The following is a 19,930-nucleotide window of genomic DNA, read 5'->3' as shown; positions in this document are numbered from 1 at the left end:
TTGACAATGGGAGCTCCCCATGATGTTAGCCTCGACACCGGCATCATCCAAGTTAGCTGATAATTTCTTCCTCGCGCGCCAACCCATCCTCAACCGGGGACAGCGGCTGGTGGCATACGAATTACTCTTCCGCGACGCCGGCGCCTACAACGGCGCGCAGGTCACCGACGACACCGAAGCCACCGCCACCGTGATCGCCCATGCCGCCGAACTGGGCATGGGGCAGGTGGTGGGCGACCAGATGGCGTTCGTGAACGTCGATGCGGTCGGCCTGATGAGCGATTTCATCCGCTTCCTGCCGAATGACAAGGTCATCCTCGAAATCCTGGAAACGGTGAAAGCCACGCCGGAAGTGCTGAACCGCGTGCGCGAGCTGAAGCAGGCGGGCTTCAAGTTCGCGCTGGACGATGTGGTCGGGCAGTCGGAGGATGTGCAGAAATTCACGCCGCTGTGCGATGTCATCAAGGTCGATATCAAGGACATGCAGCCTGGCACCCTGCCGGCGCTGGCGCGGGTGCTGAAAAATCCCGGGCAAAAGCTGCTGGCCGAGAAGGTGGAGACGGTCGAGGAATTCCAGGAGTGCATGGAGCTCGGCTTCGAATACTTCCAGGGCTACTATTTTGCGCGGCCGGTGATCTTGAGCGGCAAGAAGATCTCGCCATCGCAAATGAGTGTGCTGCATCTGCTGGAGCTGCTCGATCGCGATGCCAGCAACAGCGAGATCGAGCAGAGCGTCAAGCATGACGCGCTGATCACCCTGAACCTGCTGCGGCTGGTGAACACGCCGGCGGTGGGCGCGCGCCAGCGCATCAACTCGGTCGGGCACGCGCTGATGGTGCTGGGCCGGCGTCAGCTGCGGCGCTGGCTGCAGATCCTGCTGTATGTGAAGAATGGCGGCACGCAGGAGTTCACCTCGCCGCTGCTGCAGCTGGCCACCACGCGCGGCAAGACCATGGAGTTGATGGTCGAGCACCGCAGGCCGGGGCAGCGCGTGAGCGCGGACATCGGCTTCACGGTGGGCGTGATGTCGCTGATGGACACGCTGTTCTCGATCCACATGCGCGAAGTGCTGGAAAGCGTGAACGTGCTGGACGAGGTGAGGGCGGCGCTGCTGCATCGCTCGGGCGATTATGGTGCGATGCTGAGCCTGATCGAGCACATCGAGCGCGGGCGCGACACGCGGGTGCTGGCGGATATGCTGCACCAGCTGGACCTCAAGCCGGCCGAGTTGTACGCGATCCAGCTGGCGGCTATTGAGTGGGTGACGGAGTACACCCGCGGCATCTGAATCGTCATTCCGGCGAAGGCCGGAATCCATGGAACGCATGCCCGGCATGGACCGCGTCGTCGGACCGTCCGCCTTCGCCGGAATGACGATGTTACTGGCCGAGGAGCAGGAACACGGTCGGCTTTTTGTGGAAGTCAGGCGCGGGCGCGGTCTTCCACTGCGCCGCCGTCAAGGTGCGGATAGTTTCGCTTGGCAGGCTGAGATCGGTCGCCACGCACACCAGCGTGCCCGGCGCGCAGGCCGCCACCAGTGCCTCCAGCATGGCGGCGTTGCGATACGGAGTTTCGATAAACAGCTGCGTCTGCTTCTCCTTGCGCGAACGCTGTTCCAGTTCCTTGATGCGCTTGTCGCGCTGGCCCGCATCGGTCGGTAGATAGCCATTGAAGGCAAAACTCTGCCCGTTCAATCCGCTCGCCATCACCGCCAGCAGCAGCGACGACGGCCCCACCAGCGGCCGCACCGGAATCTTGTGCTGATGCGCCAGCCGCACCAGATCCGCGCCCGGATCGGCCACCGCCGGCACGCCCGCCTCCGACACCAGCCCGCCATCGCGGCCCGCCAGCAGCGGCGCCAGCAGGTCGTTCAGGGCGGCCGCCGGGGTGTTCACGTTCAATTCCGCGATCTGGATTTCCTGCATCGGCTTGCACAGCGGATGCTGGGCGCCAACCAGTTTCAGGAACGCGCGCGCGGTCTTGGCGTTTTCGGCCACGAAGTAGTCCAGCTGGGAGGTGACGCGCTGCACCTGCTCGGGCAGCACGTGGTTGAGCGCTTCGGTGTCGCCCAGGGTGTTCGGGATTAAAAAGAGGGTGCCGGTCATGTTATTTGTTGAAGAAGCTGACGCCAAGGTTGCGCAGCATGCCTGTCAGGGCGATTAAAGGCAAGCCGGTGAGGGCGGTCGGGTCGCGGCTGTCGATGCGCTCGAGGATGGCGATGCCCAGCGCCTCGTTCTTGGCGCTGCCGGCGCAGTCATAGGGCTGCTCGATGCGCAGATAGGCGTCCAGCTCGGCATCGGGCAAATCACGGAACTTCACCACGGTCTGGATGTCTTCCACCTGAGCCGTGTGGTTGCGGCCATCCCACACGCACAGCGCGGTGTGGAAGATGACCTCGCGCCCGCGCATTTTCTGCAATTGCGCCAGCGCGTTGGCATGGTTGCCGGGCTTGCCGATTTGTTCATCATCCAGCGTGGCCACCTGGTCCGAGCCGATCACGATGGCGCCGGGCATTTTGGCCGCCACGGCGGCGGCCTTTTCCCGCGCCAGGCGCAGGGCGGTGGCGCTCGGTGTTTCGCCGGGCAGCGGGGTTTCGTCGATGTCGGGCGCGGCCACTTCGAACGGTAGTTGCAGGCGCGACAATAACTCTTTGCGGTAGGCCGAACTGGAGGCCAGTACGAGTAAACTTGATGTCATGAGGGAACTGTTATATGCTCTCTCGCCGGTAATGCTGGCGGTAGAAATAGCGAAAAAATCGCTAAGTTTTTGACTTGAATGCGAAAACCCTGTTATTATCGCAGGTTTTCCGGGGAAACTCTGTAATGAATGCTCTTGTGATCGACACCTTTGAATTCTGTCGGACCAACAGCAGCCAGTCAGGCACGACGCCTGTTGCTGAACTGACCCGTCTGGCCAAGGAGTGCGCGAATCCCTCCGGCGAGATTACCTGGGAAGCAGTAGGAGAGACCCACAAACTGGGCATCCCGCAGATGACGCTGTCGGTCAACGGCACCGTGCAACTGGTCTGCCAACGCTGCTTGCAGCCTTACGCTCACCACCTCGATTCGTCGACCGTGCTGATGCTGGGTAAGGATGATGAAGATGCAGATGAAATTGAAGAACGAATTGACGACGAATCGATCGATGTGATCGTCGGCAGTCGCAGCATGGAGCTGATGTACCTGGTGGAAGACGAAGCGTTGCTGGCCTTGCCGCAGTCGCCGCGTCACGATGTCTGCCCGGATTCCAGCCTGCTGGACAAGGCAAAAAGCGAGAAGATCTCGCCGTTCGACGCTCTGAAGAGCCTCAAATCCGAATAAGTTGTAGTACCAGACGTGTCAATACGCGTGTTAATCGAGTCTTGGCAAGTTAGCAGTAGCAAAGTAGTAGGGCTCGATTTGCATGTATATGCCGGTCGATTGTGTTAGAATTTTAGAACTTAAGTATTAGGAGTCATTAACATGGCAGTTCAACAGAACAAAAAATCCCCATCGAAGCGCGGTATGCACCGTTCGCACGATTTCCTGGTTGCTCCGCAACTGGCAATCGAGCCAACCACCGGTGAAACCCACCTGCGTCACCACATCAGCCCTAACGGCTTCTATCGTGGTCGTAAAGTCCTGAAAACCAAGAACGACGAGTAATCAACGCTCTTGCTGGACCCGGAAACAGGCGGTGCTGACTTGTGTAGCATCGCTTTTTCTTTTTTCATCGGCTGCAATTTAGTTTTGCACACCGTCATGTTCCCATGCGGAGTCCGGTAGTCAAGGTCCCGCCGCTTGCCATAACAATGACAATCAAAATTTCTATCGACTGCATGGGTGGCGATCACGGCCCGTCGGTCACTATTCCCGCAGCTGTCTCCTTCGTCAAACGCGAACCTGATGCCGAACTGATACTCGTCGGTCTCGAAGACGTCATCCGCGCCGAGCTGAAGAAGCACCATGCCGACGCGCATCCGCGCCTCTCCATCGTGCACGCCTCCGAACAAGTCACCATGGACGATCCGCTCGAAGTGGCCCTGCGCCGCAAGAAGGATTCGTCGATGCGCGTCGCCATCGAGCAAGTCAAGGACGGCAAGGCCCAGGCTTCCGTCTCCGCCGGCAACACCGGCGCGCTGATGGCTGTGGCGCGCTACATCCTGAAAACCATGAGTGGCGTCGATCGCCCGGCGATCTGCTCGATCATGCCGAATCAAAAAGGCGGCCCGACCTACATGCTGGACCTGGGCGCCAACGTCGACTGCGAACCGCACCACCTGCACCAGTTCGCCATCATGGGCTCGGTGCTGGTGTCGGCCATGGAAAACATCCCGCGCCCGACCATCGGCCTGCTCAACGTGGGCACCGAGGATATCAAGGGCAACGACGTGGTCAAGGCCACCAGCAAGCTGCTGCAGGCCGACCACGAGCGCGGCGCGCTCAACTTCTACGGCAACGTGGAAGGCAATGACATCTTCAAAGGCACGGCCGACATCGTGGTGTGCGACGGCTTCACCGGCAACGTCACCCTGAAGGCGGTGGAGGGCGTGGCGCGCTTCTTCGCCGACACCGTCAAGTCCGAATTCACCCGCAATCTGCTGACCATGCTGAGCGCGCTGCTCGGCCGCGGCGCCCTGAACAACATCAAGAAACGCCTGTCGCCATCGCGTTACAACGGCGCCAGCCTGCTGGGTTTGCGCGGCCTGGTGTTCAAGAGCCATGGCGGCGCCGATGCATATTCCTTTGAGTGGGCGCTCAAGCGGGCGTATGATGCTGCAAAAAATGACGTGTTGCCGCATATTTCGACCCTGATCGCCGAGCTGATGCCGCGCAACACCGAGACCCCGGAAGTACCAAGCTCAACTATTTAGTGGACGGTAGAACGGCATGACCTTGTATAGCAAAATTATCGGCACCGGCAGCTACCTGCCGGAAAAGCGCGTGACCAACCAGGAACTGGCTGATCAGCTCGCCGCCAAAGGCATCGAGACCTCGGACGAATGGATCACGACCCGCAGCGGCATCGCCGCGCGCCATTTCGCCGCGCCTGAACAGAAGTCGTCGGACCTGGCGGTGCATGCCGCCACCAAGGCGCTGGAAATGGCCGGCATGCAGCCCAACGATATCGACCTGATCATCGTGGCCAGCTCGACCCCGGACTTCTTCGGCAGCTTCCCCAGCACCGCCTGCATCGTGCAGCAGAAACTGGGCATCACCAACAACGGCGCCGCCGTCGACGTGCAGGCCGTGTGTAGCGGCTTCGTCTACGCGCTGTCGACCGCCGACGCCTTCATCCGCGCCGGCCTGCACAAGAACGTGCTGGTGATCGGCGCCGAGGTGTTCTCCCGCATCCTCGATTTCAACGACCGCACCACCTGCGTGCTGTTCGGCGACGGCGCCGGCGCCGTGGTGCTGAGCGCGTCGAAAGAGCCGGGCATCCTGGCCAGCGCGCTGCACGCCGACGGCCGCCACTCCGACATCCTGTGCATGCCCAACACCTTCGCCGGCGCCACCGCTGGCGAGGCCTACCTGTACATGGATGGCCCTGCGGTGTTCAAGATGGCCGTCTCCGTGCTGGAGAAGGTGGCCAACGAAACGCTGGAAAAAGCCGGCATGCAGCAGTCGGAAATCGACTGGCTGATCCCGCACCAGGCCAATCTGCGCATCATGAGCGGCACCGCCAAGAAGCTGGGCCTGCCGATGGAAAAGATGGTCGTCACCGTCGACCAGCACGGCAACACCTCGGCCGCGTCGATCCCGCTGGCGCTGGACGCCGCCGTGCGCGATGGCCGCATCAAGCCGGGCCAGAACGTCATGATGGAAGGCGTTGGTGGCGGCTTCACCTGGGGCGCCGTGCTCGCACGCTTTTAAGTAAATTAGAATTAGAGTTCTAACGGGCTCTACGGTAGCAAGGCTGTCATGTTTGCATGCTAGTTTTGCAGCCAATAACTAAAACGAGATGGATGAAGTCATGACGAAATTTGCTTTTGTATTCCCAGGCCAAGGTTCGCAAGCGATTGCGATGATGGACGGCTTCGCCGGCAACCCGGTGGTGGCCCAGACCATCGCTGAAGCGTCCGACGCGCTGGGCTTCGACATCGGCAAGCTGATGGCCGAAGGTCCGAAAGAAGACCTGGACCTGACCACCAACACCCAGCCGGTCATGCTGACCGCTGGCGTGGCCGCCTACCGCGCGTGGATCGCGGCCGGCGGCGCCGTGCCGTCGGTGGTGGCCGGCCACAGCCTGGGTGAATACTCGGCGCTGGTCGCCGCCGGCGTGATCGCCTTCAAGGACGCCGTGCCGCTGGTGCGCTTCCGCGCGCAAGCCATGCAGGAAGCCGTGCCGGTCGGGCAGGGCACCATGGCCGTGGTGCTGGGTCTGTCGGATGACGACGTCCGCGCCGCCTGCGCCGAAGCCGGCGCAGCCGGTGGCGTTGTTGAAGCCGTCAACTTCAACGCGCCAGCCCAGGTGGTGATCGCTGGCGAAACCGCCGCCGTCGAGCGCGCCTGCGAGATCGCCAAGGGCAAGGGCGCCAAGCGCGCCATGCGCCTGCCGGTGTCGGCGCCATTCCACTCGTCGCTGCTGAAGCCGGCCTCGGACCGCCTGCGCGACTACCTGGCCGACATCAGCTTCTCGGCGCCGCAGATCGAGCTGATCAACAACGTCGACGTGGCCGTGCTGAACGACCCGGCCGCCATCAAGGACGCGCTGGTGCGCCAGGCCGCCGCGCCGGTGCGCTGGGTGGAAACCCTGCAGAAGATGGCCGCCGGCGGCGTGACCAAGCTGGTGGAGTGCGGTCCGGGCAAGGTGCTGATGGGACTGACCAAGCGCATCGATGGCAATCTGGTGGGCGACGCGATCTACGATCAGGCTACGCTGGAACGCGTATTGAGCGAGCTCAAATAAGCGTTTGCGATTTCAGGCACACTTCGAATTTACTGTAGAAGGAATTACATGACTTTAGCAAATCAAGTCGCCCTGGTAACGGGCGCATCGCGCGGCATCGGCAAGGCCATTGCCCAGGAACTGGCGCGCCAGGGCGCGAAAGTGATCGGCACCGCCACCACCGAGGCCGGCGCGGAAGCGATTTCCGCCTACCTGGCCGAGATCGGCGCGGAAGCCGGCAAGGGCATGGTGCTGAACGTCACCAACGCCGAAGCCTGCGCCGCCATCATCGACGACATCAGCAAAACCTATGGCGCGGTCGGCATCCTGGTCAACAACGCCGGCATCACCCAGGACCAGCTGGCCATGCGCATGAAGGATGAGGAGTGGGATAACGTCATCGCCACCAACCTGACCTCGGTCGGCCGCCTGTCGCGCGCCGTGCTGCGCGGCATGATGAAGGCCAAGACCGGCCGCATCATCAACATCACCTCGGTGGTGGCCTCGGCCGGCAATCCGGGCCAGATCAACTACGCCGCCGCCAAGGCCGGCGTGGAAGGCATGACGCGCGCGCTGGCGCGCGAGATCGGCAGCCGCAACATCACCGTCAACAGCGTGGCGCCGGGCTTCATCGACACTGACATGACCAAGGCGCTGGGCGAGGAACAGCACGCCGCCTTGCTGACCCAGATTCCGCTGGCGCGCCTCGGCAAGCCAGAGGACATCGCCGCGGCGGTCGCCTTCCTGGCGTCGCCGCAAGCCGCTTATATTACCGGCACCACCCTCCACGTGAATGGCGGTATGTATATGAACTGAGGAGAATGGGCTTAAAATAAAGCGCATTCAAATCTTTTAATAGGTATTTCAGGGTATTTAGCAGCAAACACTGAAATTAGTTTTTCAGCGCGCAAACCTGATAAAATGCGCGCTTTCCGTAACAAACAAATGGAGCCATAACATGTCGGATATCGAACAACGCGTTAAGAAAATCGTCGCTGAGCAACTGGGCGTCGCCGAAGCAGACATCAAAACCGAATCGTCGTTCGTCGATGATCTGGGCGCTGACTCGCTGGACACCGTTGAGCTGGTGATGGCACTGGAAGACGAGTTCGAAATGGAAATCCCTGACGAACAAGCAGAAAAAATCACCACCGTGCAGCAAGCGATCGACTACGCTACCGCGCACGTCAAGGCGTAATATCTGCCCGATCGACTTTAGGAGAATCGCTTGAGAGGTTCTAAAAACCGTCGTGTTGTCGTTACCGGCCTGGGCGCCGTGTCCCCGATCGGCAATAACATTGCCGACACCTGGGCCGCCGCCGTCGAGGGCAAATCCGGTATCGCCACCATCACCAAGTTTGACGCAACAGCTTTCAGCACCCGCTTCGCCGGCGAAGTCAAAGGCTTCAACATCGAAGACTACATCTCGGCCAAGGAAGCCCGCCACATGGATACCTTCATCCATTACGGCATGGCCGCGGGGATTCAAGCTGTGAACGACTCCGGCCTGGTCGTCACCGAAGAGAACGCCGATCGTATCGGCGTGCTGGTCGGTTCCGGTATCGGCGGCCTGCCGATGATCGAAGAACAGAAGGAGGATTACGACAAGCGCGGTCCGCGCCGTATCTCGCCGTTCTTCGTGCCTGCCTCGATCATCAATATGATCTCGGGCAACCTGTCGATCAAGTACGGCATGCGTGGTCCTAACCTGTCGATCGTCACCGCTTGCACGACCGGCCTGCACTGCATCGGCGCCGCCGCTCGTCTGATCGAGTACGGCGATGCCGACGTGATGATCGCCGGTGGCGCGGAATCGACCGTGTCGCCGCTGGGCCTGGGCGGTTTCGCCTCGGCCAAGGCGCTGTCGTCCCGCAACGACGATCCGGCCACCGCGTCCCGCCCATGGGACCAGGACCGTGACGGCTTCGTGCTGGGCGAGGGCGCCGGCGTGATGGTGCTCGAAGAGTACGAACACGCCAAGGCGCGCGGCGCCAAGATCTACGCCGAGGTGGTCGGCTTCGGCATGAGCGCCGACGCCTACCACATGACCTCGCCTCTGGAAGATGGCAGCGGCGGCAGCAAGTCGGCGCAGGCCGCGCTGGCCAACGCCGGCGTCAATCCGGACCAGGTGCAGTATGTGAACGCGCACGGCACCTCGACGCCGCAAGGCGACGTGGCGGAAGTGCAGGGCATCAAGCGCACTTTCGGCGACCACGCCAAAAAGCTGGTGGTCAACTCGACCAAGTCGATGACCGGCCACCTGCTGGGTGGCGCGGGCGGCCTGGAGTCGGTGTTCACGGTGCTGGCGGTCCACCATCAGGTGTCGCCGCCGACCATCAACCTGTTCAACCAGGACCCGGCTTGCGACCTGGACTTCTGCGCCAACGTCGCCCGCGAGATGAAGATCGAGTACGCGGTGAAAAACTCGTTCGGCTTCGGCGGCACCAACGGCAGCCTGGTGTTCGGCCGCATCTAAAAAAAGTTTGAACCAATTCTCTGCTCGCCCTGTCCAAACAGGGTGAGCGAGAATTCGGCGCCGGCGCTCGCTGGCGCCTGAATTGCCCGGCCTCGTGCCGGCGCTTCCACGTTGTATCCCCCGTTTTTATTCATGTGTTTGTGGTGCTGTCGCCATGTCGATCGCGGTGTCCGTCATCGTTCGCCCCTCGCTCGGCTTGCGCATTGCGCATGCCGGCCTGTGTTGCTGCGTGATGGCGTCCGCCGCCGTCTGTCCCGGCGTCGCGGCGCCGCTGCTGTGCTTGCTGGCGGGCGCGCTGGCCTGGCTGTGCGGACGTCCGCCGGCTATCGCGCGCCAGCTTGATATATCCGGTGTCGGCCAGATGCGGCTGGCGGTATACCAGCACAACGGCACGGCGCTGCGGCTGCTGGGCGGTTCGACCTTGTGGCCGCGCCTGCTGTTGCTGCGCCTGGCCGACGAGGCCGGCCGCGTGCAGGTGCTGGCGGTCTTGCCGGACAGCGTGGCGCGCCCCGCGTGGCGCGGCCTGGCGCTGGCATGCCGCGCGGCCGCGCGCACGCAAATAAACACGCCGGCAGTGTGAACTTCTTGCAGCGAGCTAACTCTATAGCATATGGCTAGACGAATCGGCTGCGCTGCAGGCCACCGAGGAATGCAGGAGTGACGACAGAACGCGAGTGCGACCAATTGCTGGTCGAACGGGTCCGTGCCGGCGACAAGCAGGCGTTTGATTTGCTGGTGGCGAAGTATCAGCGCCGGCTCATGCGCCTGCTGTCGCGCATCGTGCACGACCCGGCCGAGGCGGAGGACGTGGTGCAGGAAACCTTTATCAAGGCTTACCGGGCGTTGCGGCATTTTCGTGGCGACTCGGCCTTCTACACCTGGCTGTACCGCATCGGCATCAACACCGCCAAGAATTTCCTGGCGACGCAGGGGCGGCGCACGCCCACGTCCACCGACGCCGATACCGAACAAGCCGAAGCGTTTAACGATGGCGAGCATTTGCGCGACATCAATACGCCGGAGTCCATGCTGGCGAGCAAGCAGATCGCCCAGACCGTGAACGCGGCCATGGACGCCTTGCCGGTCGACCTGCGCACGGCCATTGCCCTGCGCGAGATCGAGGGCTTGAGCTATGAGGAAATCTCCGACATCATGGCCTGTCCCATCGGCACGGTGCGCAGCCGGATATTCCGCGCCCGCGAAGTCATCGCTGAAAAATTGCGGCCCTTGCTCGACCTGCCGGTTGACAAGCGCTGGTAAGGCGGGAATGATGGCAACGGTTGTTGGCGTCCGGCAAGCGAGCGGACTTGTTTTGACATGGCGGGACACGCGATGGATACCCCACAAAGACTGCACGAACACATCTCGGCGCTGGCCGATGGTGAATTGTCGGACAGCGAGCGCGAGCTAGCCTTTGCCGCGCTGGCCACGCCGGAGGGCCAGGCCGCCTGGCGCGCCTACCACCTGACCGGCGACGTGCTGCGCAGCACGCCCGGCGCCGAGCCGGGGCCGGGCTTCGGCGCCCGGCTGGCGGCCGCGCTGGCGGCGGAACCGGCCCATCCGCTGGCGCCGGCCCCTCTTGAAGAAGCGCCAACCGCCATCATAATTCCTTAAGCGCATACCCTTATCATCAAGACGCGCATCCGGTATGGCGACTTTTCGCTTACCATGTGCTAGCCTCACGTCGCGCACTGCCGCGTTGACGGGGGAGCGCTTGCATCCCGAACTTTATAGAGATCGATACTCCATGAAAAATAACTTCTCTGCTGGTAGTAAAACTCTGTCCGCGCTGGTCCTCGGCGCAAGCATATGGATGTCTCTGGGCATGTCGCCGGCCACGGCCGCCACTGCGGTCACCGGCGCCGTGATCGGCCTGCCGGACTTCGCCGACCTGGTCGACCGCGTTGGCCCGGCGGTGGTGAATATCCGCACCACCGAGCGTCCCAAACAAATCAACCGCGCCAACGGCCTGCCGGGCGATGATGACATGCAGGAATTGCTGCGCCGCTTCTTCGGCGGCCAGATGCCGGGCCCGCAGGGCCGGGGCCAGCGCCGCCCGGCGCCGTCCGACGAGCCGGTGAACCGCGGCGTCGGTTCCGGCTTCATCCTGTCGGCCGACGGCTATGTGCTGACCAACGCCCACGTGGTGGATGGCGCCGACGAGGTGTTCGTCACCCTGACCGACAAGCGCGAATTCAAGGCCAAGGTGCTGGGCGCCGACACCCGCACCGACGTGGCGCTGCTGAAAATCGAGGGCGACAAGCTGCCCTTCCTGCTGATGGGCGATTCGGACAAGATCCGCGCAGGTGAATGGGTGATCGCGATCGGCTCGCCGTTCAATCTGGAAAACACGGTCACGGCCGGCATCATCTCGGCCAAGGCGCGCGACACCGGCGAATACCTGCCGCTGATCCAGTCCGACGTGGCGGTCAACCCCGGCAACTCGGGCGGCCCGCTGATCAATATGCGCGGCGAGGTGATCGGCATCAACTCGCAGATCGCCACGTTGTCGGGCGGCTCCAACGGCATCTCGTTCGCGGTGCCGATCAACGAGGCGATCCGGGTCTCGGACCAGCTGAAGAAAAACGGCAAGGTCACGCGCGGCCGCATCGGCGTGCAGATTGGCGAAGTCAGCAAGGAAGTGGCGGAGTCGCTGGGCCTGAAGTCGGCGCAAGGCGCCGAGGTGTCGCTGGTCGAGCCGGGTGGTCCCGCCGACAAGGCCGGCATCAAGGCCGGCGACATCATCCTCAAGTTCAACGGCAAGCCTGTGAACCGTTCGAGCGACCTGCCGCGCCTGGTGGGCGAGACCGCGCTGGAGAGCAAGGCCACGGTCACCGTGTGGCGCAAGGGCGCCGAGCTGAACCTGCCGGTGACGGTGGCGGAGCTGGATGGCGACAAGCCGGCCAAGGGCGCCAAAGGCAAGGGCGGCAAGGCCGAGCCAGCCGAGCCGGCCAAGGCCAACGCGCTGGGCCTGAAGGTCGAGGACCTGACGGCGGCGCAGAAGGCCGAGCTCAAGGTCAACGGCGGCGTGGTGGTGGCCGACGCCGATGGCGTGGCCGAGCGCGCCGGGCTGACCGAGGGCGATGTGTTGTTGCAGATCAATAACACCGATATCAAGGATGCCAAGCAGTTCAACGCGGTCGTGGCCAAGCTGGATCCGAAGAAGCCATCGGTGATTCTGGTGCTGCGTGACGGCAACACCCGCTTCGTCTCGCTGCGCCCGAGCGCGAAATAAGGATGTCGCCCCGGCGAAAGCCGGGGCCCATGCTGAGCAAGCGTTCTATAGGCTCCGGCCTGCGCCGGAGCGACGGCTATGCAATTTACACTCTACTCGCGCGACTATTGCCATTTATGCCACGACATGCTGGACGCGCTGCTGCGGCTGCGAACGCCGGAGCGGCCGTTCACCGTCAACGTCATCGACATCGACCAGGCCGGCGACCCCGAACTGCTGGCCAAATACGATGAATTGGTGCCGGTCCTGTTCGCCGATCTGTCGCAGCCGGAGCTGTGCCACTACTTTCTGGACGAAGCCAGAGTACTTCAGCTGCTATAAATCGGGCTTTCCACTCTGAAATCCGGTAAAATGCCGGGGCAAAGCATATTTCCACCAAGGCGCTCGCCAGGGCTTCGCCCCGTTCGGAGCGCTTTTTTGTATTGTGCGCCCTCGCGTCAAACCCGTTTTTGAATTTTTGTTAATGAATAACATACGTAACTTCTCCATCATCGCCCACATCGACCACGGCAAATCGACGCTGGCAGACCGCATCATCCAGCTGTGCGGCGGCCTGTCGGACCGCGAGATGGAAGCGCAAGTGCTCGATTCGATGGACCTGGAGCGCGAACGCGGCATTACGATCAAAGCGCAAACCGCCGCCCTGCAATACAAGGCCCGCGACGGCGTGGTCTACAACCTGAACCTGATCGACACCCCCGGCCACGTCGACTTCTCGTATGAAGTGTCGCGCTCGCTGTCGGCCTGCGAAGGCGCGCTGCTGGTGGTCGACGCGTCGCAAGGCGTGGAAGCACAGACCGTGGCCAACTGCTACACCGCGCTCGACCTCGGCGTCGAAGTGGTGCCGGTGCTGAACAAGATCGACCTGCCGAACGCCGACCCGCCGAGCGCCATCAAGGAAATCGAGGACGTGATCGGCATCGAGGCCGGCGACGCCGTCCAGTGCTCGGCCAAGACCGGCCTGGGCGTGGAGGACGTGCTGGAGTCCATCATCGCCAAGGTGCCGCCGCCGAAGGGCGACTCGAGCGCGCCGCTGCAGGCGCTGATCATCGACTCCTGGTACGACGCCTACGTGGGCGTGGTGATGCTGGTGCGCGTGGTCAACGGCACCCTGAAACCCAAGGACAAGATCAAGCTGATGGCCACCGACTCGGTGCAGCTGGTGGAGGACATCGGTATCTTCTCGCCGCGCTCGGTCTCTCTGCCGCAGCTGACCGCCGGCCAGGTGGGCTTCGTCATCGCCGGCATCAAGGAATTGAAAGCCGCGCGCGTGGGCGACACCATCACGCTGGCGTCGGCCCCGGCGCCGGCGCCGCTGCCGGGCTTCAAGGAGGTGCAGCCGCAGGTGTTCGCCGGCCTGTTCCCGGTCGAGGCCAACCAGTACGACTCGCTGCGCGACGCGCTGGAAAAACTGAAATTGAACGACGCCGCCCTGATGTACGAGCCGGAAGTGTCGCAGGCGCTGGGCTTCGGCTTCCGCTGCGGCTTCCTGGGCCTGCTGCACATGGAAATCGTGCAGGAGCGCCTGGAGCGCGAATTCGACCAGGACCTGATCACCACCGCGCCGACCGTGGTGTACGAGGTCGAGATGCGCGACGGTTCCGTCATCAAGGTGGACAACCCGTCGCGCATGCCGGAAACCACCAAGATCAACGAGATCCGCGAGCCTATCGTCACCGTCAACCTGTACATGCCGCAGGAGTACGTTGGCTCGGTGATCACCCTGTGCATCGCCAAGCGCGGCGTGCAAATGGACATGAGCTACCACGGCCGTCAGGTCAAGCTGATCTACGAAATGCCGATGGGCGAGATCGTGCTGGACTTCTTCGACAAGCTGAAGTCGACCTCGCGCGGCTACGCCTCGATGGACTACGAGTTCAAGGAATACCGCGCCTCGGACGTGGTCAAGGTCGACATGCTGATCAACGGCGACAAGGTCGACGCGCTGGCCATCATCGTGCACCGCTCCAACTCGGCCTACCGCGGCCGCCAGGTGGCGGCCAAGATGCGCGAGCTGATCCCGCGCCAGATGTTCGACGTGGCCATCCAGGCCGCGATCGGCGTCAACGTGATCTCGCGGGAAAACGTCAAGGCGCTGCGCAAGAACGTGCTGGCCAAGTGCTACGGCGGTGACGTCAGCCGTAAGAAGAAACTGCTGGAAAAACAAAAAGCCGGTAAAAAACGCATGAAGCAAGTGGGCTCGGTCGAGATTCCACAAGAAGCGTTCCTGGCCATCTTACAAGTGGACGAGAAATGAGCCTGCAAGTCATCCTGGGTAACTTTGCATTAATCCTGTTCGTGCTGATGGTGATCACCGGCGTGATCTGGTGCCTCGACGTGTTCTACCTGGCCAAACAGCGCCGCGCCGCCGCCGACCGCGCGCTGGCCGAGTACGACGCGCGCACCGCCAAGGCCACCGCCGATGGTATCAAGCTGGACAACCAAGGCAAGCGCGCCGAGCTCGAGGCCGGCATCCTGCGTCAGCCGACCTGGATCGAATATTCGGGCAGCTTCTTCCCGGTGATCGCGCTGGTGTTCTTCCTGCGCTCCTTCCTGTACGAGCCGTTCAAGATCCCGTCGTCGTCGATGGTGCCGACCCTGCTCGTGGGCGACCTGATCCTGGTGAACAAGTTCACCTACGGCATCCGTCTGCCGGTGATCAACAAGAAGATCGTCCAGATCAACGACCCGCAGCGCGGCGACGTGATGGTGTTCAAATATCCGATGGACATGAGCCAGGATTACATCAAACGCGTGATCGGCGTGCCGGGTGATAAAATCACGTATGAAAACAAGCGCTTAACCGTCAACGGCGTGGAAGTGAAGTACGCCCCGCTGGAGGATTACCTGGGCGACGAGCGCATGGTTTACAACAAGCAATTCGAGGAAAACCTGAGCGGCGTCAGCCACCGTATCCTGAACGACGAGGGCAAGCCGACCTACACCCGCGAGAGCGTGTTCCCGTTCCCGCACAGCGAGAATTGCCAGTACCGCTATGAAGGCTTCACTTGCGTGGTTCCAGCAGGCAACTACTTCATGATGGGCGACAACCGCGATAACAGCCTGGACAGCCGCTACTGGGGCTTTGTTCCGGATAAGAACATTGTTGGAAAAGCATTTTTCGTTTGGATGAACCTGGGTAACCTGCGCCGCATTGGCAGCATCCGGTAAGCCGCCTCGAAAGGGACTAAGATGCAAACACGGCAGGATGGGATTTCGCTGGTGGGGCTGGTGTTCGTGCTGGCGCTGTTGGGCATGCTGTTGGTGCTGGGATTGAAAATCGTCCCCACCTACACCGAGTACCGCGCGATCCAGAACGCCATCGTCACGGCCAAGGCGGCCGGCGGCTCGGTGGCGGACATCCAGAAGTCGTTCGACGCCAGCGCCACGGCCAGCTACATCAGCTCCATCAATGGCCGCGACCTGATCATCGAAAAGGTCAACAACGAAACGGAAATCAGCTTCGCCTACGAAAAGAAAATCCCGCTGGTCGGACCGGCCAGCCTGCTGCTTGAATATGAAGGCACCACCGCCAAGGGCGGCGCCAAACCCGCGAAAGAATAAAGAAACATAATGAATCTCCAGTTATTGCAAACTCGTTTAGGTTACACGTTCCAGGATGCTGGTCTTTTGCAGCAGGCCCTGACGCACCGTAGCCATAGCAGTGTGCATAACGAACGGCTGGAGTTCCTTGGCGATTCGATTCTCAACTGCGTGGTGGCCTCCATCCTGTACGACCGCTACCTGGAGATCGACGAGGGCGACCTGTCGCGCCTGCGCGCCAACCTGGTCAAGCAGCAGTCGCTGTTCGAGATCGCGCAAAAGCTGGAGCTGTCGCAGTTCCTGCGGCTGGGCGAGGGCGAGCTGAAATCGGGCGGCTTCCGCCGGCCGTCCATCCTGGCCGACACGCTGGAGGCGCTGCTGGGCGCCATCTACCTCGACAGCGGCTTCAACGCGGCGCGCGACGTGATCCGCTCGTTCTACATCCCGATCCTGGATTCGGTCGATCCGCAGACGCTGGGCAAGGACGCCAAGACCCTGCTGCAGGAATTCCTGCAATCGAAAAAAATCTCGCTGCCGCAGTACAACGTGATCGCCACTCACGGCGCCGCGCACAGCCAGGAATTTGAAATCGAATGCCTGGTGCCCAAGCTCGGCATCCAGGTGTTCGGTCGCGGCGGCAGCCGCCGCGCCGGCGAGCAGGCCGCCGCCAAGCTGGCGCTGGAAGTGGCGGAGGAGGCGCTGAAGAAAGCCCCGGCCGCCGCCCGCAAGTCCAAGCCGCGCGCGGCCCAGCTCAAGCTGGCCGGCATTGCCACCGTGCAGGACCAGCCTGCGCCGTCGGCCAAAGCAGCCAACAAATAACAAGAGAACACCATGACCACCGAACAGACCTCCGCCGGCAACTACCGTTGCGGCTACATCGCTATTGTGGGCCGCCCCAACGTCGGCAAGTCCACGCTGATGAACACGCTGATTGGCGCCAAGGTCAGCATCACCTCGCGCAAGGCGCAGACCACGCGCCACCGCATCACCGGCATCCAGACCTATGACGACGCCCAGTTCATCTACGTCGACACGCCGGGCTTCCAAACCCGTCACGCCAACGCGCTGAACAAGACGCTCAACAAGACCGTCACCAACACGCTGATCTCGTCGGACCTGATCCTGTTCGTGATCGAGGCCGGCACCTTCGGCCCGGCCGACCAGCAGGTGCTGGACCTGCTGCCGACCGAGGTGCCGGTGATCCTGGTGATCAACAAGTCGGACCGCGCCAAGGACAAGGCCACGCTGATGCCGTTCGCCCAGCAGGTGGCGTCCAAGTTCAACTTCGCCGCGATCGTGCCGGTGTCGGCCAAGCTGCGCTTCCAGCTCGACGGCCTGGAGAAGGAACTGAAGCGCTTCCTGCCCGAGAATGAAGCCATCTTCGGCCCGGACGACATCACCGACCGCAGCGAAAAATTCATGGCCTCGGAAATCGTGCGCGAGAAGCTGTTCCGCTTCGTCGGCGACGAGCTGCCGTACACCAGCACGGTGCTAATCGAGAAGTTCGAGCAGGAGGGCGATCTGCGCCGCGTGTTTGCCGCCATCCTGGTCGAGCGCGACACGCATAAGTCCATGATCATCGGCAACAAGGGCGTGCGCCTGAAGGAAGTGTCGACGCAAGCGCGCCTCGACATGGAAAAACTGTTCGGCGGTCCGGTCTACCTGGAGATCTGGGTCAAGGTCAAATCCGGCTGGGCCGATAACGAAGCGGGCCTGCGCGCTTACGGCTACGAGTAAGCGGACAGTCATCACCAGCATGTCCACCACGCCAGACGCCACCCTGGACACGCCGCCCGCAGCGGCGCCGGTGGACGCTGGCGCACCCGCAGCGCCGAAGCGCCCGCGCGCGCCCAGCCGCGAGCGCACCATCGGCACCAAGGTCGCCGGCCAGCCGGCCTTCGTCCTGCACAGCTATCCGTACAAAGAAACCAGCCTGATTATCGACCTGTTCACGCGCGACTTCGGCCGCGTGGCCTTGATCGCCAAGGGCGCCAAGCGGCCGCACTCGCAACTGCGCGGCGTGCTGCAGACCTTCCAGCCCCTGTCCAGCAGTTGGGTCGGCAAATCCGAGCTGCGCACCCTGACCGACGCCGAATGGGTGGGCGGCATGCTGCCGCTGGAGAAGACCGCGCTGCTGTGCGGCTTCTATCTGAACGAACTGCTGGTCAAGCTGCTGGCGCGCGACGACGCGCATCCGGCCCTGTTCGACCACTACGTCTCCACGCTCAACCAGCTGGCGCACAACGAGCCGGCGCCCATCGTCTTGAGAAAGTTCGAACGGGCCTTACTTAAGGAGACGGGCGTCGCCGCCGACCTGACCCGCTGCGTGGAAACGCGCCGCGCCGTACAATCGGAGGTGCTGTACGTGGTCGACCCCGAGCGCGGCCCGCGTCCCGAGCGCGCCTCCGATTCGTGGCCGCGCGTGGCCGGCAAGACCCTGCTCGACATGGAGCGCGAAAATTACGACGACGTCGCCACGCAAGTGCAAAGCAAGCAGTTGATGCGCTTCCTGGTCGCGCACCACCTGAACGGCGCGCCGCTGAACACCCGCCAGATCCTGATCGATCTGTCACAGTTATAACGAGAATAGAACAATGAGCTTCCTGCAACCATCCGGCACCATCATCGACCTTGGCGTGAACATCGACCACGTCGCCACCTTGCGCAACGCGCGCGGCACCAAATACCCGGACCCGATCCGCGCCGCGCTGCTGGCCGAGCAGGCCGGCGCCGACTGCATCACCCTGCACCTGCGCGAAGACCGCCGCCACATCAAGGATGCCGACGTGATCGCGCTGGCGCCGCAACTGCTGACCCGCATGAACCTGGAAGCCGCCGTGACGCAGGAAATGATCGACTTCGCCTGCAAGATCAAGCCGGCCGACGTCTGCCTGGTGCCGGAAAAGCGCACCGAAGTCACCACCGAGGGCGGCCTCGATGTGGCCGGCAACTACAATGCCGTCGAGCGCGCGGTGAAGCAGCTGCAGGCCGAAGGCATCCGCGTGTCGCTCTTCATCGACGCCGAGGAAGCGCAGATGGATGCCACCGCCGCCATTGGCGCGCCGGTGATCGAACTGCACACCGGTCGCTACGCCGACACCGAAGGCGCCGAGCAGGCCGCCGAGCTGGAACGCATCCGCCGCGGCGTGCTGTACGGCGTGAGCAAAGGCCTGAAAGTCAACGCCGGCCACGGTCTGCACTACACCAACGTGCAAGCGATTGCCGCCATTCCGGAAATCGCGGAGCTGAACATCGGCCACGCCATCGTCGCGCACTCGGTGTTCGTCGGCTGGGAAAACGCCGTGCGCGAAATGAAGGCCATCATGGTCTCCACCCGTCTCGGCGCGCGCAAATGATCTACGGGATCGGCACCGACATCTGCAAGATCCCGCGCATCGAAGCGGCGCTGGCTCGGCATGGCGATCGCTTTGCCAAGAAGATCCTCGGGCCGCAGGAGTTTGAAAAGTATTTGGCGCGCAAGGCCAAGCATCCGGCGCGCGGCATCCGCTTCGTGGCCACGCGCTTCGCCGCCAAGGAGGCGTTCTCCAAGGCCATCGGCCTGGGGATGCGCATGCCGATGACCTGGCCGGCAGCGCAGATGTTGAACGCGCCGAGCGGCAAGCCGGTGATCGTGTGCAGCGGCGTGCTGAAGGAATTCATGGAAAAGAACAAGCTGTCGGCGCAAGTGACCGTCAGCGACGAGGAAGACTACGCCGTCGCCTTCGTCATCGTCGAACAAGCAAACTAAGCCACGTACGTCATTCCGGCGAAGGCCGGAATCCATAGAACGCATGCTCAGCATGGGTCCC

Annotated in this window: 24 protein-coding genes; 22 read left to right on the top strand and 2 right to left on the bottom strand. The window is 62.6% G+C overall.

What is annotated here, in order from left to right; all coding sequences use genetic code 11:
- Positions 1–19: 19 nt before the first annotated feature.
- Positions 20–1,288: an EAL and HDOD domain-containing protein gene (locus FHW83_RS01515; RefSeq protein ID WP_176644599.1), complete on the top strand. Its 1,269-nt coding sequence runs from the start codon at positions 20–22 to the stop codon at positions 1,286–1,288.
- A 91-nt stretch (positions 1,289–1,379) separates the two neighbouring features.
- Here FHW83_RS01515 and FHW83_RS01510 read toward each other — a convergent pair whose 3' ends face one another.
- Positions 1,380–2,105 carry an SAM-dependent methyltransferase gene (locus FHW83_RS01510; protein WP_176644598.1) on the bottom strand — a complete coding sequence of 242 codons (726 nt, stop codon included), beginning with the start codon at positions 2,103–2,105 and terminating at the stop codon, positions 1,380–1,382.
- Position 2,106: 1 nt separating this feature from the next.
- Entirely contained in the window at positions 2,107–2,697 is a 591-nt protein-coding gene (locus FHW83_RS01505) for a Maf-like protein (protein WP_176644597.1), read from the bottom strand.
- Positions 2,698–2,822: 125 nt separating this feature from the next.
- Here FHW83_RS01505 and FHW83_RS01500 point away from each other — a divergent pair, with 125 nt between their 5' ends.
- The 21 genes from FHW83_RS01500 to acpS all read left to right on the top strand — a co-directional run bounded on the left by FHW83_RS01500 (position 2,823) and on the right by acpS (position 19,869).
- Positions 2,823–3,320, top strand: a complete 498-nt coding sequence (locus FHW83_RS01500) for a DUF177 domain-containing protein (RefSeq protein WP_155463244.1) — start codon at positions 2,823–2,825, stop codon at positions 3,318–3,320.
- A 141-nt stretch (positions 3,321–3,461) separates the two neighbouring features.
- Positions 3,462–3,644 carry a 50S ribosomal protein L32 gene (gene rpmF / locus FHW83_RS01495; RefSeq protein ID WP_072783806.1) on the top strand — a complete coding sequence of 61 codons (183 nt, stop codon included), beginning with the start codon at positions 3,462–3,464 and terminating at the stop codon, positions 3,642–3,644.
- Positions 3,645–3,790: 146 nt separating this feature from the next.
- Positions 3,791–4,852, top strand: coding sequence for a phosphate acyltransferase PlsX (plsX, locus tag FHW83_RS01490; protein WP_176644596.1), 1,062 nt, complete (start codon positions 3,791–3,793; stop codon positions 4,850–4,852).
- 16 nt (positions 4,853–4,868) lie between these two features.
- Positions 4,869–5,852, top strand: coding sequence for a beta-ketoacyl-ACP synthase III (locus FHW83_RS01485; protein ID WP_304506216.1), 984 nt, complete (start codon positions 4,869–4,871; stop codon positions 5,850–5,852).
- Between the two features lie 100 nt (positions 5,853–5,952).
- Positions 5,953–6,888, top strand: coding sequence for an ACP S-malonyltransferase (gene fabD / locus FHW83_RS01480; RefSeq protein ID WP_176644595.1), 936 nt, complete (start codon positions 5,953–5,955; stop codon positions 6,886–6,888).
- Between the two features lie 48 nt (positions 6,889–6,936).
- Positions 6,937–7,683 carry a 3-oxoacyl-ACP reductase FabG gene (fabG, locus tag FHW83_RS01475; protein WP_176644594.1) on the top strand — a complete coding sequence of 249 codons (747 nt, stop codon included), beginning with the start codon at positions 6,937–6,939 and terminating at the stop codon, positions 7,681–7,683.
- A gap of 142 nt (positions 7,684–7,825) precedes the next feature.
- Positions 7,826–8,065 (top strand): acyl carrier protein, encoded by a 240-nt coding sequence (gene acpP / locus FHW83_RS01470; protein ID WP_055936274.1) that lies wholly within the window; start codon positions 7,826–7,828, stop codon positions 8,063–8,065.
- 30 nt (positions 8,066–8,095) lie between these two features.
- Positions 8,096–9,343: a beta-ketoacyl-ACP synthase II gene (gene fabF / locus FHW83_RS01465; protein WP_176644593.1), complete on the top strand. Its 1,248-nt coding sequence runs from the start codon at positions 8,096–8,098 to the stop codon at positions 9,341–9,343.
- Positions 9,344–9,497: 154 nt separating this feature from the next.
- Positions 9,498–9,923, top strand: a complete 426-nt coding sequence (locus tag FHW83_RS01460; protein WP_176644592.1) for a protein YgfX — start codon at positions 9,498–9,500, stop codon at positions 9,921–9,923.
- 77 nt (positions 9,924–10,000) lie between these two features.
- Positions 10,001–10,603 carry an RNA polymerase sigma factor RpoE gene (gene rpoE / locus FHW83_RS01455; RefSeq protein WP_176644591.1) on the top strand — a complete coding sequence of 201 codons (603 nt, stop codon included), beginning with the start codon at positions 10,001–10,003 and terminating at the stop codon, positions 10,601–10,603.
- A gap of 72 nt (positions 10,604–10,675) precedes the next feature.
- The gene (locus FHW83_RS01450) at positions 10,676–10,957 is read left to right on the top strand and encodes a sigma-E factor negative regulatory protein (protein WP_176644590.1); all 282 of its coding nucleotides are present in this window, start codon (positions 10,676–10,678) and stop codon (positions 10,955–10,957) included.
- 199 nt (positions 10,958–11,156) lie between these two features.
- On the top strand, positions 11,157–12,578 hold the full coding sequence (locus FHW83_RS01445; RefSeq protein ID WP_176644589.1) for a DegQ family serine endoprotease: 1,422 nt from the start codon (positions 11,157–11,159) through the stop codon (positions 12,576–12,578).
- 78 nt (positions 12,579–12,656) lie between these two features.
- Positions 12,657–12,899, top strand: a complete 243-nt coding sequence (locus tag FHW83_RS01440) for a glutaredoxin family protein (RefSeq protein ID WP_176644588.1) — start codon at positions 12,657–12,659, stop codon at positions 12,897–12,899.
- Between the two features lie 142 nt (positions 12,900–13,041).
- Entirely contained in the window at positions 13,042–14,835 is a 1,794-nt protein-coding gene (gene lepA, locus FHW83_RS01435; protein WP_176644587.1) for a translation elongation factor 4, read from the top strand.
- Positions 14,832–15,749 carry a signal peptidase I gene (lepB, locus tag FHW83_RS01430; RefSeq protein ID WP_176644586.1) on the top strand — a complete coding sequence of 306 codons (918 nt, stop codon included), beginning with the start codon at positions 14,832–14,834 and terminating at the stop codon, positions 15,747–15,749. Before lepA ends, lepB begins: the two co-directional genes overlap by 4 nt.
- A gap of 21 nt (positions 15,750–15,770) precedes the next feature.
- A complete protein-coding gene (locus FHW83_RS01425; RefSeq protein ID WP_176644585.1) occupies positions 15,771–16,142 on the top strand; it encodes a DUF4845 domain-containing protein in 372 nt (123 codons plus the stop codon).
- Between the two features lie 9 nt (positions 16,143–16,151).
- Positions 16,152–16,940: a ribonuclease III gene (gene rnc, locus FHW83_RS01420; RefSeq protein ID WP_176644584.1), complete on the top strand. Its 789-nt coding sequence runs from the start codon at positions 16,152–16,154 to the stop codon at positions 16,938–16,940.
- A gap of 12 nt (positions 16,941–16,952) precedes the next feature.
- On the top strand, positions 16,953–17,858 hold the full coding sequence (era, locus tag FHW83_RS01415; RefSeq protein ID WP_176644583.1) for a GTPase Era: 906 nt from the start codon (positions 16,953–16,955) through the stop codon (positions 17,856–17,858).
- A gap of 19 nt (positions 17,859–17,877) precedes the next feature.
- The gene (recO, locus tag FHW83_RS01410; RefSeq protein WP_176644582.1) at positions 17,878–18,702 is read left to right on the top strand and encodes a DNA repair protein RecO; all 825 of its coding nucleotides are present in this window, start codon (positions 17,878–17,880) and stop codon (positions 18,700–18,702) included.
- Positions 18,703–18,715: 13 nt separating this feature from the next.
- Positions 18,716–19,477 (top strand): pyridoxine 5'-phosphate synthase, encoded by a 762-nt coding sequence (pdxJ, locus tag FHW83_RS01405; protein ID WP_176644581.1) that lies wholly within the window; start codon positions 18,716–18,718, stop codon positions 19,475–19,477.
- Positions 19,474–19,869 carry a holo-ACP synthase gene (gene acpS, locus FHW83_RS01400; RefSeq protein WP_176644580.1) on the top strand — a complete coding sequence of 132 codons (396 nt, stop codon included), beginning with the start codon at positions 19,474–19,476 and terminating at the stop codon, positions 19,867–19,869. Before pdxJ ends, acpS begins: the two co-directional genes overlap by 4 nt.
- Positions 19,870–19,930 lie beyond the last annotated feature (61 nt).

This window comes from Duganella sp. SG902, from assembly GCF_013376005.1.
In the GTDB taxonomy this organism is placed as follows: domain Bacteria; phylum Pseudomonadota; class Gammaproteobacteria; order Burkholderiales; family Burkholderiaceae_D; genus Rugamonas.
The sequence above is the reverse complement of the archived record's forward strand: the minus strand, read 5'-3'. Positions and strand labels throughout refer to the sequence as shown.

What these genes read in the sequence shown, in the direction of transcription:
- FHW83_RS01440 (WP_176644588.1), top strand. Translation starts at nt 12,657, where the DNA reads ATGCAATTTACACTCTACTCGCGCGACTATTGCCATTTATGCCACGAC.
- rpmF (WP_072783806.1), top strand. Translation starts at nt 3,462, where the DNA reads ATGGCAGTTCAACAGAACAAAAAATCCCCATCGAAGCGCGGTATGCAC.
- FHW83_RS01515 (WP_176644599.1), top strand. Translation starts at nt 20, where the DNA reads ATGATGTTAGCCTCGACACCGGCATCATCCAAGTTAGCTGATAATTTC.
- acpS (WP_176644580.1), top strand. Translation starts at nt 19,474, where the DNA reads ATGATCTACGGGATCGGCACCGACATCTGCAAGATCCCGCGCATCGAA.
- pdxJ (WP_176644581.1), top strand. Translation starts at nt 18,716, where the DNA reads ATGAGCTTCCTGCAACCATCCGGCACCATCATCGACCTTGGCGTGAAC.
- FHW83_RS01460 (WP_176644592.1), top strand. Translation starts at nt 9,498, where the DNA reads ATGTCGATCGCGGTGTCCGTCATCGTTCGCCCCTCGCTCGGCTTGCGC.
- recO (WP_176644582.1), top strand. Translation starts at nt 17,878, where the DNA reads ATGTCCACCACGCCAGACGCCACCCTGGACACGCCGCCCGCAGCGGCG.
- fabD (WP_176644595.1), top strand. Translation starts at nt 5,953, where the DNA reads ATGACGAAATTTGCTTTTGTATTCCCAGGCCAAGGTTCGCAAGCGATT.
- FHW83_RS01485 (WP_304506216.1), top strand. Translation starts at nt 4,869, where the DNA reads ATGACCTTGTATAGCAAAATTATCGGCACCGGCAGCTACCTGCCGGAA.
- FHW83_RS01425 (WP_176644585.1), top strand. Translation starts at nt 15,771, where the DNA reads ATGCAAACACGGCAGGATGGGATTTCGCTGGTGGGGCTGGTGTTCGTG.
- FHW83_RS01505 (WP_176644597.1), bottom strand. Translation starts at nt 2,697, where the DNA reads ATGACATCAAGTTTACTCGTACTGGCCTCCAGTTCGGCCTACCGCAAA.
- FHW83_RS01510 (WP_176644598.1), bottom strand. Translation starts at nt 2,105, where the DNA reads ATGACCGGCACCCTCTTTTTAATCCCGAACACCCTGGGCGACACCGAA.
- plsX (WP_176644596.1), top strand. Translation starts at nt 3,791, where the DNA reads ATGACAATCAAAATTTCTATCGACTGCATGGGTGGCGATCACGGCCCG.
- FHW83_RS01445 (WP_176644589.1), top strand. Translation starts at nt 11,157, where the DNA reads ATGTCTCTGGGCATGTCGCCGGCCACGGCCGCCACTGCGGTCACCGGC.
- fabG (WP_176644594.1), top strand. Translation starts at nt 6,937, where the DNA reads ATGACTTTAGCAAATCAAGTCGCCCTGGTAACGGGCGCATCGCGCGGC.
- rnc (WP_176644584.1), top strand. Translation starts at nt 16,152, where the DNA reads ATGAATCTCCAGTTATTGCAAACTCGTTTAGGTTACACGTTCCAGGAT.
- era (WP_176644583.1), top strand. Translation starts at nt 16,953, where the DNA reads ATGACCACCGAACAGACCTCCGCCGGCAACTACCGTTGCGGCTACATC.
- FHW83_RS01500 (WP_155463244.1), top strand. Translation starts at nt 2,823, where the DNA reads ATGAATGCTCTTGTGATCGACACCTTTGAATTCTGTCGGACCAACAGC.
- FHW83_RS01450 (WP_176644590.1), top strand. Translation starts at nt 10,676, where the DNA reads ATGGATACCCCACAAAGACTGCACGAACACATCTCGGCGCTGGCCGAT.
- lepA (WP_176644587.1), top strand. Translation starts at nt 13,042, where the DNA reads ATGAATAACATACGTAACTTCTCCATCATCGCCCACATCGACCACGGC.
- lepB (WP_176644586.1), top strand. Translation starts at nt 14,832, where the DNA reads ATGAGCCTGCAAGTCATCCTGGGTAACTTTGCATTAATCCTGTTCGTG.
- acpP (WP_055936274.1), top strand. Translation starts at nt 7,826, where the DNA reads ATGTCGGATATCGAACAACGCGTTAAGAAAATCGTCGCTGAGCAACTG.